Below are 10,934 nucleotides of genomic sequence, written 5' to 3' on the forward strand. Positions count from 1 at the left end.
CGGAGAAACTCAGGATTCAGCAGCGATTTCGTCGCCGTGCACCACGATCGCGTAGATGATGAGAACGTCGACTGCGATGACGATGAGCGACCACAACGGTTGCACGGGGACGAGCATCAGTTGCGAGGCAGCGCTGATGACCGCGCTGATCACGGCGACCACTCGCGCCCAGGTCGCTCCGGAGAACAGGGCGCCGCCCGCCGCCAGGAGCAGCGCCCCAATGGCGAGGTTCCACCAGGCCCACCCGGTCACATCGAAGAGGAGGAGGTCGCCATCCACCAGAGCCGTGTAGGTGTCCGGCCCGAAGAGCAGGACCAGGCCCTGGGTCAGGCTGAACATGCCGTTGACGAAGAGGATCACGGCGGCGAAGAAGACCCACCCGGACCATCCGACCGGCTTCGGTTCCCGGGCTGCTTCATAGCTGTTCATGTCGATCGCTCCCAATCAGGCGTGTTACCGCCAGCGTCGTGGTGGGGGAGTTCCGTGCCCCTGTTGCGGCCGATTCTGCCCCTGACGCCGGGCAGGGTCAACGGCACGGAGGAGAGTTCACCCCCGAAGGATGACTCAACGGTGGACCGCGACCAGCAGCTCCGCGGCGGCGTCGCCGCATATCCGAGGCAGACCCTCCCGCCGTCTGTATAGTCGACTCGGACCAGCAGCCGAGGCGACCATCATGTGGAGTCGGCGGCTGAGGACTGGATGACAACTTTCTTCAAGAAAGCGAGAACGGATGCCTCTCCGATCGTCCCGACGTCCGCGTGTGCATCCGGCATGGTGGGTGGCTGCGGTGGCCTTCCTTGCGTTGCTCGGCGCGGCCGGGTTCCGCGCCGCACCCGGCGCGCTGATGGTGCCCCTGCACGACGAGTTCGGCTGGTCCATGAGCGTCATGTCGCTGGCCGTCAGCCTCAATCTCGTCCTCTTCGGCCTCGTCGCCCCCTTTGCCGCCGCCCTGATGGATCGTTTCGGCATGCGCCAGGTCATCTCCGTAGCGCTCGTCCTGGTTGCCCTCGGCGCCGGCGGCAGCGTTCTCATGACGGCGTCGTGGCAGCTCCTCGTTTTTTGGGGACTGCTGATCGGATCGGGTACGGGTGCGATGGCGCTCGTGCTCGCGGCGACGATCGCGAACCGCTGGTTCGTCAAGCGCCGTGGGCTCGTGATGGGCATCCTGACTGCGGGATCAGCGACGGGGCAGCTCATCATCCTGCCGCCCGTTGCGGCCCTGGCTGACACGGTCGGCTGGCGTCCCGCCTCCCTGCTCATCGCTGGGGCGGCGCTGATCGCCGTCCCCCTGGTGCGGCTGGTCATCCGTGACTACCCGGAGCAACGCGGTGTGGTGCCCTACGGAGCCGACCCAGAGTCCTACGTCGCGCCCGCGCGGGCTGTCGGCGGCGCGGTCGCGCGTGCCATCGAAGGGCTCAGGTTCGCCGCCCGGCACCGCGCGTTCTGGGCGCTGGCGATCGCGTTCGCGATCTGCGGAGCGACGACGAACGGCCTCATCGGCATCCACTTCATCCCCTCGGCCCACGACCACGGCATGGCAGCCACGACCGCTGCCGGCCTGCTGGCCGTCGTGGGCATCTTCGATATAGCCGGCACGATCGCCTCCGGGTGGCTGACCGACAGGTTCGACCCGCGCAAGCTTCTCGTCGGCTACTACGCCTTTCGCGGCGTGGGACTGCTCATGCTCCCGTGGCTGCTGTCAGACCGGGTGCACCCGAGCATGATCCTCTTCGTCGTGATCTATGGCCTGGACTGGGTGGCGACCGTCCCTCCTACCGCTGCGCTGTGCCGGGAGATTTTCGGCGAGCGCGGCACGATCGTCTTCGGCTGGGTGTTCGCATCCCACCAGATCGGAGCCGCAGCCGCCGCGTTCGGCGCGGGCGTCATTCGTGACGCGTTCGGTGCGTACACGTACGCGTGGTGGGGCGGGGCGGCCATCTGCGTCATCGCGGCCGTTCTGTCGATCCTCGTCAGCCGAACCCGCAAGGACGCCCGAGGGGTGACCGAGGATCAGCGTCTTGCTCAGGCAGCCCGCAGCGAGTAGGTCAGCAGGGCATTGCCGGCGCTCGTGATGGTGGACTTCACCAGCTCGAGACGGGTGGTCGGATCACCGTGCTCGAACAGGTGGCGGCCGGTGCCGGCGACCACCGGGTGGACCATCAGTGTGAGCTCGTCGAGCACCCCCGAGAAGAAAAGCTGGCGCACGAGGGAGATGCCCGCAAAGAGGGAGATCTCCCCGCTTGGCGTGTTCTTGAGCTCGGTGAGGAAAGGTTCGATGTCACCTTCGATCAACGTCGCGTTCCAGCCGAGGTTCCCACTCACGGCCCGGGACGCAACGAACTTTTCGATCGCATTGATGAAGGCAGCAAACAGATCGGCTGGATCGGCGTGGGGCCAGGAACCGGACCAGTCCCCGAATCCGATCCGTCCGAAGACGTTCTCGATAGCTGGCTCTGCCGTCACAGCAGAGCCAGAGACCTGTTCCGTGCGAGAGGGTGAGCGCCAGGGCCTGCCGCGGCCGGGAAGACCGGCATACGCTCGAATCGATAACCCGTTCCCTCGCGAGGAGGCCTCGTCATGGCAATCAGTGCAACAGCCCAACACAACCACGACGAGTTGTTCCCCGACCACGCGTCGAGCCTGCAGCAGACCGACCCGGAGTTCATCGAGTACTTCGACAACTTCGCTTTCGACGAGGTCCTGCGCGAATCAAGCCTCAACCCGAAAACGCGACTCATCGTCCAGCTCGGATCGATGATCGCGTGTCAGGCGCTCGCTGAGTACCGGGTGTTGGCCGGGGCGGCTCTCAGGATCGGGGTCACCCCGGTCGAGTTGAAGGAGGTCGTCTACCAGGCGGTGCCTTACGTCGGCATGGCCAGGGCACTCGACTTTCTCCACGTCACCAACTCGATTCTTACCGATAGAGGCATCGAATTGCCTCTGCCCGGTCAGTCGACGACGACGCCGGAAACGAGGGAAGAAGGCGGCCTCGCCGTGCAGATGGAAATCATCGGCGCGGCACGGGTCGACAGCCTGTACGCCAGTGCGCCCGCGGATCAGACGCACATCCAGCGCTTTCTGTCGGCGAACTGCTTCGGCGATCACTACACACGCACCGGGCTCGACCTGCGCAGCCGCGAGCTCCTCACCTTTGCCATCCTGGTCTCCCTTGGTGGATGCGAGCCGCAGGTCGCCGGTCACGTCGCCGCGAACCTCAACGTCGGCAATGACCGCGGGGTCCTCGTCGATACGCTCACACAACTTCTGCCGTACATCGGCTACCCGCGAACCCTCAACGGGCTGCGCGTGGTGAACGAGGCCACACCTGCGTGATCGGGAGAAAGGAAGTCGCTCACGGTTCGCCATGCTCAGCGCGGTTGCAGGGCCTGGGCCTTCAGTGCCTCGTATTCCTGGGCACTGATGGTTCCGGCGTCGAGAAGTGACTTCGCTTTCGCGATTTCATCGGCGCTGCTCGAGCCGGCCACCTGCCGGATGTACTCATTCGTGGCCGACTGTGCGGCTGCCGCATCGCGTGCGCTGCGTTCCGCCATGGTGCGCCCACGGGCGATGAGGTAGATCAGCACCGTCAGGAAGGGGACGAAGATGAGGAAGAAGATCCAGACCGCCTTCAACCAGCCACTGATCGAATGGTCCCGAAACAGGTCTGCGATCACGGCGAAGAGGGCCATGAGGTAGGAGATGAAGGCGAAACTCCAGAAGAAGAACCACACAAAATCCCAGAAATCGTTTCCGAACATCATCCGTCCTTTCGATAGCGCCGTGCGGCCTTGAATGCTTCTAGGCTGGCTTCCTGCCGGCGTGGTCGCGTCATCCATCCCGGGTGAATTCACCGAAACGGCTGTGCGGCCCGGTGATGCGCCTCAGTTGAGGGCAGAGGTCAGTCGCGCAAGGCCGTCGAGAATGGTGGCTGTGCGAGGTTCGCGGCGCCATTCTTCGAGCGTCAGCTCGCGCCCCGCGTCCCGATACGCCTGTTCCACCCGGCGCATCGCCCGGACGAAGGAGCGCCCGCGAACGAGGAGCGACACCTCCATGTTGAGGCTGAACGAGCGGATGTCCATGTTGCTCGATCCGATGACGGCGATGTCGTCGTCGACCGACACGTGTTTGGAGTGCAGAATGTAGGGCTCCGGGTACAGGAAGATCCGTACGCCGGCCTCCAGCAGGACTTCGTAGTAGGAACGCTGGGCATGATAGACGAGGCCCTGGTCGCCTATTTCGGACACGAACAGCTGCACCTCCAACCCGCGCTGGCATGCGGTCGTGATCGCGTACACCATGGCCTCGTCCGGTACGAAATAGGGGCTCGTGATGATCACCCGCTCGGTGGCGCCGTAGAGCAGGGACAGGAACAGACGCAGATTGTTCTCTGTGTCGTAGCCAGGACCACTCGGAACGACCTGGCACAGAAGTCGGCCCTGGGCCGAAGCGACGGCGGCGGGGACGTGCTCGTCGTCGACGAGCTGGCCCGTCTCGATGAGCCAGTCGGACAGGAACACGGCATTGACGGAGGCCACCACCGGCCCTGACACCCGCACCATGAGTTCCTGCCATTTGAGGCCCCTGGCGATGTTCTTGGGTGCGTCATAGCTCCGGTCGATGAGATTCTGCGAGCCGAGGTAGGCCACGTTCCCGTCGACGACCACGAGCTTGCGATGATTGCGCAGATCCGGTCGTTGATATTTGCCCTTTGCCGGCATGAATGGCAGCATCCAGGCCCACAAGACACCGATCCGGTCCAGCTCCGCAAACGTCTCGCGGGCACCCGCCACGCGCTTCGACGCCACATGGTCGGCGAGCAATCGCACAGTGATCCCACGCTTCACCGCACGCTCCATTGCTGCAAAGAATTCCGCTGTCGTAGCGTCCAACGCCACGATGTAGAACTCGATGTGCACAAAATGTGTCGCGTTCTCGATCGCGGATGCCATCTCGGCGATCGACGCGTCGTAGTCGGGTATCAACCACGCGTCGTTGCCGCTCACTGCGGGTAGTGCGGTCAATGCCTGGTTCTGTCTCACGACCCTCTGAAACCAGCGTGGCCAGGCGGTGGAATCCTGATGCTCGGTGGCATCCGCCACCCTGCTCGCGATGAGCTCGTTGATGCGAGCCTGCTCGTTCCGTCGCCGCTTCGGGAGCCGGAAACTGCCGATCAGAAGAAAGAAGACGATACCCACGAACGGTATGAGGAAGATGGCCAAGAGCCATGCCATCGCCGCGGTGGGTTTGCGACGTCGGGGGATGATGATCAGGGCGGCCACCTTGATCCCGAGGTCGACGAGAAGGGCCGCCGCCCAGATCAGGTTGGCTGCGAGCGTCGAGTCCATCATGTTCCGCGGCCGCGATGAACTTTCCGGCGGGCGGGAGAACCTCCGCATGGCTGGTACATGCCGCTCCAATCGTCAGGGCGCAGCGAGGCGGGGCGGGATCCCCGGGGGTCTCAACGCTAGTGACGGCACACGCTTGGAATCGTCACCCGGACCGGATGAAAGCGACACTCGGCGCGACCCGCTCAACGGTCACCCGCCACGGATGACATTTTCGTGCCCCAGCCGATCACGTGGAAATACCCGCTGCCGAGTGCTACCGTGCCGGTAACCGGGATCCGCCGACGACGGCGCTGCACCGCGCCTTGAGGATAGGACGATGAACCTGCACTTCTGGCGCCGCGCTGAGCGACCGGCGGCTGTCCGGAAGCCCGCCCCGGACGAGCCCGGCACAGCCGCCGAAGCCGGGACGACAGGCTTTCCGCGGGTCACGGTGGTTCTGCTCGGCCTCGGAGGCGCCGCGGCCACCGTCTTCGGGCTGTGGGCGCTCCAGCCGGTCGCCGCTCCCGTCGCCCTGGCACTCGTGCTCACCATCTGCGCACATCCGGTCCGCGGCGCACTGGAACGGATCCGGGTGCCGCGGGGCGTGGCCACCGTACTTGCGATCCTGCTCGTCTTCGCGTTGCTCGCGGGTTTCGTCGCGGCGCTCCTGGTCGCACTGACGCAATTCACGACACTTCTGCCGCAATTCACACCGCAGTTGGAGCAGATCGGCGAGGAGATCAGCGACTGGCTCGCGAGCATCGGGGTGGGAGCGCAGTCGGCTGAAACGATCGTCGCCGGCTTCGAACCGTCGAACCTGATCGACCTCATCGGCGGGGTGCTCGGCGGCATCACCGGCATTGTGTTCTCGCTCGTCGTCATCCTTACGCTCGTGATGTTGATGGCACTGGACGCCACGTACCTCTCAACGCTCTTCACGCAACTCCGGGAGAGTCACCCGGCCATTGTCTCGGCAATCCTCGGTTACGCGGTCAGCGTCAGACGGTACATGGTCGCTGCGACTGCGCTCGGCCTCCTTCAGAGCTCCATGAACTTCATCGCACTGGCACTCCTCGGCGTTCCGGCTCCGCTTCTGTGGTCCCTGCTCTCGTTCATCTGCAGCTTCATCCCGAATGTCGGCTATTTCATCGCCCTCATCCCGCCGACGGTCTTCGGTTTCCTGGTCGGGGGATGGCCGACCGGGATCGCCGTCATCCTCATCTACGGCATCATCAACGTGATCGTGCAGTCGATCGTGCAGCCGCTGCTCGTGAGCAACGTCGTCGCTCTCGGGCAGACGATCACTTTCGTCTCGGTGCTGTTCTGGACGCCGGTCCTCGGGCCCGTGGGCGCCGTACTCGCCGTGCCGCTGACATTGCTCGTGCGGGCTGTTCTGCTCGACGCCGACCCGCGCGCAGCGGCATGGCGGCCGCTGACCGGTGACATCGACGAGGCCAAGAGGATCATGAGGGCAAGGGATGCCGCCGCGCGGCAGGAGCGCGCCGGGCGCAAACGCGAAGCTCCGAAGAAACGCCCGGCTGCTGGCGCAGGTCAGCAACCGGACAAACGATTGCTGTGAGCGCCGGTGCGGCCTGCGGAATTCAGAGAAGACCGAGTTCGCGGGCGCGTTCGATGGCCCCGTCTCGTGTGGTCGCGTCGAGCTTGCGATAGATGTGCGCCATGTGCGTCTTGATCGTGTTCACGGACACGTAGAACCGGCGGGCAAGTTCATCGTTGGTGAACCGCGTCGGCAGGTAGGCGAGAAGTTCACGCTCCCGCTCTGTGAGCGGTTCGGCCAGGTCCACCGACACGGGTACGTCTTCCTGGCGGGCCCGCGTGCGGATGACGTCGCTGAATGCCGCCTGAGGCCCGGAGATCATCGACAGCCGCTGCAGGATCAGGGGACCGGCCTGAACGAAGACCTCGACGAGTCCGTGGATCTCTGCCACCTTGAGCGCTGACGTCAGCTCGCGGATGGCTTCATCGGGAGTTTCATCGATGGCGGCCAGCCGGGCGCGGAGAATGTGGTTCTGCACCACCGAGAGCGGGGTGGAGACCTGGACGAGCTCGTCCCACGCGGCGACCATCTCTCGAGCGGGCTCCGTGTCGCCGAGGGTGATCGACGCCGCGGCGCGTTCGAACAGAACGGTGGCCACGAGCTTCTGGTCGTCGAACGCCGCCACACCGGACTCCGCCGGGCGCGGTGGTGGCCGGGTGGCAAGCGGATGACGCACGGTCGCGGCATCCGACGGGGCGGGCGCGGTGTCGGACTCGTCGTCCGGAGCGAGCTGCGGCGCGGGTTCCGGGTGCTTCGCCGGCTGGGGTTCCAGGGCGGTGAGGACGGAGGCCAGGTAGGCGTCGGCGATCGCGGGATGCGCCAGCATTCCGGCGTCCCGCGCCGCCTCGAGGGCGTCTCTCATGAGAATTTCAGCGAGCGCGGTGTTTCGGCACCACGCCTCCACGAGGGAGAGCGCCCCGAGCGCGCTCACGCGTCCGACCACGTCGGATGCCGCGGCGACGAGTGCCCGCGACAGCCACGCCCGAGCCTCGTTGGTGTTCCCGGCCAAAAAGTAGGCACGTCCACCGGAGACGAGGATTTCGACCAGTGCCGCCGAGGTGGCGTGCGTGGCGGGACCGTTCTGCGTCAGCTCAGCCAGTCGGCGTCGAGCTTCGTCGGTGGAGATGTCTGGTCGTGCACGCCAGAGCACCTGCGCGGCCACGAATCCCCAGCCGCGCTGCACGTCGGTGCGGCCGTTACCTCTCCCGTTCACAGGGGATGCCTGCGACGAAGTCCCGCCTCCCCAGGCGTGTCGCAGGCCAGCGAAGAGTTCCTCGTTCATTTGGGCGGTTCTCAGCGCGTCGCGCAGCGGCGGTTGTCGATGCGGCAGCGTCCGAACCTCACCGTGTGCTGCGTCGTCCGCAACGGAAGCCAGCATCGCTTCCATGGCTCCGTCACGGGCTTGTGCGCGCAGCAGATACTGGAGGGCGGATTTGACGCTGCTTCGGGCGAGGTGCCAGTCGGCTGCTGCCGTCAGAATGCGGAGCTCTGCCGCGGGGTTCTCGGCCCGGACCCGGGACCGCAACAGGTCGGAGAAGAGGTGATGGAAACGGAACCAGCGGCGCTGGGCGTCCAGAGGCACGAGGAACATGCACTCGTGTTCCAGCTCCTCGAGAATCTGCTGCGCGTTGCTGGTCCCCGTGGCTGCGTCGACAAGCGAGGCGCACATGTCGTCCAGGACCGACATCTCCAGGAGGAGCCGTCGGCGCGCGGGAGGAAGGCCCGCGATCACTTCCTCACCCAGATAATCGGCGACCAGCCGATCACTTCCGCTGAATTCGGAGATGAACGAATCGGCGTCGGGCTCGCGTCGAAGGCGCAGGGCAGCGAGCTGCAGGCCAGCAGCCCAGCCTTCTGTTCTGTCGCGCAGCGTCCGAACCTGTGCCGGCTCCAACCGGCGCCCGCTGATCTGTTCGAGAAGCGCGGCTGACTCGGACTCGGAGAACGCGAGTTGAGCCGGTCGTAACTCGAGAAGATCATCGTTGAGACGGTAGCGACTCAACGCGATCGGGGGATCGACGCGCGAAGCCAGTACGACGTGCGCATTCCGTGGCATCCGTTCGATCAAGCGCCCCAGATCCGCTACGAGCGTGACGTTGGTGAAATGGTGGACGTCATCGAGAAGAATCACGGTCTCGTGGGGGCTGGCGAGCGCGTTCGCCATGCTGGCGATGAGCGCGGGTCCGAAGCCGTCGCCCTGAGCCGGGATCGTTGCGGACGCACGAGCCGTCGCCGGTCGTGAACTGTTCAGAGCGGTGATCCATCGACGAGCGAAGTGGGCCGGATCATCGTCGGCCGCTTCGACGTCGAGCCGGGTGAAGTGGCGTTCGGGGTGCGCCGCGACCCATTGCCGCAGCAAGGTCGTCTTGCCTGCACCAGCCTGAGCCGCGATGAGCGTCAGTCGCCGGTCGAATGCTCCGTCGAGCGCAGCAATCAGAGCTGGCCGTGCGACCAGCTTTTGCCCCGTGCCTTGTCGCGAAATATCCATCATAAATCGTTTCCACCGGTCAGTGTTGCACAGCCCGTTCCCTCCTCAAAGGGGGACATTCGGCTAAATTCCGGGAGTCATCCTCCGCGGGTGATGACAGATTCCAGCGCATGCGTCAGCGGCGCTGTGGCTGCCAGCCCGACACGACGCGCGCGACTACGACAACCAGAAAGAGCTGTCCGGCGATCGCCTCCATGATGGCGACACTCTGCGCAAGGGCTCCTACTGGCACGAGATTGCCGTAGCCGGTCGTGGTCAGCGTCGTGAAGGAGAAGAACAGCCGGCTGGTCAGCGTGTCTTCGTCTCCTTCGCCGAACAGGGGCTGCGCGGTCGACAGTGCGGCCAGGCTGTAGGCGAAGGTGAAGAACATCCCCACCATGATGTAGGCGGAAATGGCAGCGAGGAAGGTCTGGCCGTCCACCCGCATTTTTCTGGCCTGGTGGGCGATGATCGCGACGGGTGCGACGAGGTACGCCAGCATGGATGCCGTGGAGAGGATCACCCCGAGCAACCGGCCTTCGACTCCGCCGAGCTGCACGATCACCACGGCCAGCCCCACCGCCGTGAGGATCGCCCATCCGAGTCTCCTGATGCTCGGTTTCACCTGCGCCACCCAGAGGGTCGCCGCTACGGTGACGAGCTGGAACAGCAGGGCGATGAGGCTGGGATTCGGAGACGTCTGAATCGCGCAGAGCACATACGAGACGGTCAGGAGGGCCAGCACGAGCCAATAACCCGATTGCCAGATCGACCGACCGGTGTCCGTCGCTCCCAGGAAGGTCGAGTCGTTCCCCGGCGTGCGGCGGCGTCGTGTGCTCATCCTTCACCTCCGACGGCCCGGTCGTCGCCTCCGCCCAGCCGACATGCGGGACGCTACGGCAGCGGTGGGCGTCCGTCGTCATCCGCCCGGGGTGATGGCCGGCACGCGGCGTCGTTCATCCTCGTGGGGTGATGTCGTGGCATCCGCCCGTCAGTAGATTCTGGCCATCTGCTCGTTTCGCCGATGGATTGCGGAAAGGTCGCCCCGTCATGAGTTTCTGGGACTTTATCGTCTACCTCTTCTGGTTCTACGTCTTCTTTGCGTACCTGATGGTCCTGTTCAAGATCATCGTCGACATCTTCCGTGACCACACGCTGAACGGCTGGCTGAAGGCGGTCTGGTTGATCTTCCTTCTGTTCGTGCCGATTCTTGCGGCCCTGGTGTATCTCATCGCACGCGGCAGGGGAATGACCGAACGGTCGTTGGCCGACATGCAGGCGGCGCGCTCCGAAACGGATCAGTACATCCGCTCCGTCGCCTCGTCGTCGCCCGCGGAAGAGATAGCGAAAGCGAAGACTCTCCTCGACACGGGGGCCATCAACCAGACAGAGTTCAACAACCTGAAGAACCGCGCGATGGGCGTGACCGTCTAGGCGTGCCCGTGTGACCTGCGTCGGGGGGGGGGGGGGGGGGGGGGCCCCCCCCCCCCCCCCCGGGGGGGGGGGCGCCCCCCCGCCCCCCACCCCCCCCCCCCCCCCCCCCCACCCCCCCACAATCGGTCACTCACACAACCACCCACCC

10 protein-coding genes are annotated in these 10,934 nt (G+C 65.3%); 4 read left to right on the top strand and 6 right to left on the bottom strand.

Features of this window, described 5'->3' with window-relative positions; genetic code table 11:
- Nucleotides 1–9: 9 nt before the first annotated feature.
- Nucleotides 10–429: a DUF7144 family membrane protein gene (locus tag ABIE24_RS13860; protein ID WP_354500627.1), complete on the bottom strand. Its 420-nt coding sequence runs from the start codon at nt 427–429 to the stop codon at nt 10–12.
- Nucleotides 430–730: 301 nt separating this feature from the next.
- Here ABIE24_RS13860 and ABIE24_RS13865 point away from each other — a divergent pair, with 301 nt between their 5' ends.
- Nucleotides 731–2,044, top strand: coding sequence for an MFS transporter (locus ABIE24_RS13865; protein WP_354500629.1), 1,314 nt, complete (start codon nt 731–733; stop codon nt 2,042–2,044).
- Here the strand turns inward: ABIE24_RS13865 and ABIE24_RS13870 are convergent.
- On the bottom strand, nt 2,023–2,463 hold the full coding sequence (locus ABIE24_RS13870) for a dihydrofolate reductase family protein (protein WP_354500631.1): 441 nt from the start codon (nt 2,461–2,463) through the stop codon (nt 2,023–2,025). The two genes, ABIE24_RS13865 and ABIE24_RS13870, sit on opposite strands and share 22 nt — an antisense overlap.
- Before the next feature lie 114 nt (nt 2,464–2,577).
- Between ABIE24_RS13870 and ABIE24_RS13875 the strand changes: the two genes are divergently transcribed.
- A complete protein-coding gene (locus ABIE24_RS13875; RefSeq protein ID WP_354500633.1) occupies nt 2,578–3,333 on the top strand; it encodes a carboxymuconolactone decarboxylase family protein in 756 nt (251 codons plus the stop codon).
- 35 nt (nt 3,334–3,368) lie between these two features.
- On the opposite strand, the gene ABIE24_RS13880 is transcribed toward ABIE24_RS13875, so the two are convergent.
- Together ABIE24_RS13880 and cls are read right to left on the bottom strand one after the other, a co-directional pair.
- Entirely contained in the window at nt 3,369–3,761 is a 393-nt protein-coding gene (locus tag ABIE24_RS13880; RefSeq protein ID WP_354500651.1) for an SHOCT domain-containing protein, read from the bottom strand.
- Nucleotides 3,762–3,881: 120 nt separating this feature from the next.
- A complete protein-coding gene (cls, locus tag ABIE24_RS13885; protein ID WP_354500653.1) occupies nt 3,882–5,345 on the bottom strand; it encodes a cardiolipin synthase in 1,464 nt (487 codons plus the stop codon).
- 319 nt (nt 5,346–5,664) lie between these two features.
- On the opposite strand from cls, the gene ABIE24_RS13890 reads away from it, so the two are divergent.
- Nucleotides 5,665–6,906 carry an AI-2E family transporter gene (locus tag ABIE24_RS13890; protein WP_354500635.1) on the top strand — a complete coding sequence of 414 codons (1,242 nt, stop codon included), beginning with the start codon at nt 5,665–5,667 and terminating at the stop codon, nt 6,904–6,906.
- 22 nt (nt 6,907–6,928) lie between these two features.
- Here ABIE24_RS13890 and ABIE24_RS13895 read toward each other — a convergent pair whose 3' ends face one another.
- Together ABIE24_RS13895 and ABIE24_RS13900 are read right to left on the bottom strand one after the other, a co-directional pair.
- Nucleotides 6,929–9,373, bottom strand: coding sequence for a winged helix-turn-helix domain-containing protein (locus ABIE24_RS13895; protein ID WP_354500637.1), 2,445 nt, complete (start codon nt 9,371–9,373; stop codon nt 6,929–6,931).
- A 115-nt stretch (nt 9,374–9,488) separates the two neighbouring features.
- The gene (locus tag ABIE24_RS13900; protein WP_354500639.1) at nt 9,489–10,193 is read right to left on the bottom strand and encodes an ion channel; all 705 of its coding nucleotides are present in this window, start codon (nt 10,191–10,193) and stop codon (nt 9,489–9,491) included.
- A 209-nt stretch (nt 10,194–10,402) separates the two neighbouring features.
- Between ABIE24_RS13900 and ABIE24_RS13905 the strand changes: the two genes are divergently transcribed.
- Nucleotides 10,403–10,786: a PLDc N-terminal domain-containing protein gene (locus ABIE24_RS13905; RefSeq protein WP_354500641.1), complete on the top strand. Its 384-nt coding sequence runs from the start codon at nt 10,403–10,405 to the stop codon at nt 10,784–10,786.
- Nucleotides 10,787–10,934: the final 148 nt, after the last annotated feature.

Origin of the sequence: Mycetocola sp. 2940, from assembly GCF_040548835.1 — a bacterium.
In the GTDB taxonomy this organism is placed as follows: Bacteria; Actinomycetota; Actinomycetes; order Actinomycetales; family Microbacteriaceae; genus Mycetocola_A.